Genomic DNA, 384 nt, shown 5'->3' on the forward strand with positions numbered 1-384 from the left:
CAATTAATGAGGGTGGTTTGTTAACACCTGTTGATAACGGAACTGTTATTGTTAAAGCAACTTCAAAAGATGCAAATGCAGTTTATGGTGAGTTGCAAATCACAATTACTGGTTTTTCAAATATTCCTGCAGTTAGTACTACTCAAGAATTATTAGCAGCTATTCAAAACGCTAATGCTGGGGATATAATTTATTTAAATCAAGGGACTTACAATTTTACTTCTACAATAAATATCGCAAAAAATGGCGCAGCCAATAATTTAATCTCACTTATTTCACATCCAAATAATTCCCAAAAACCTAAACTAGATTTCTCTTCAATGAGTGAAAATTCTTCTAATAGAGGAATTCAATTAAATGGTAATTATTGGCATATCAAAGGAA

Annotated in this window: 1 pseudogene; it reads left to right on the forward strand. The window is 31.0% G+C overall.

The features are described 5' to 3' along the window. Window positions 1–384 (forward strand): annotated as a pseudogene (locus IU405_RS00665) (hypothetical protein); the annotation flags it as partial.

This window comes from Polaribacter sp. BAL334 (assembly GCF_015767435.1).
Classification (GTDB): domain Bacteria; phylum Bacteroidota; class Bacteroidia; order Flavobacteriales; family Flavobacteriaceae; genus Polaribacter.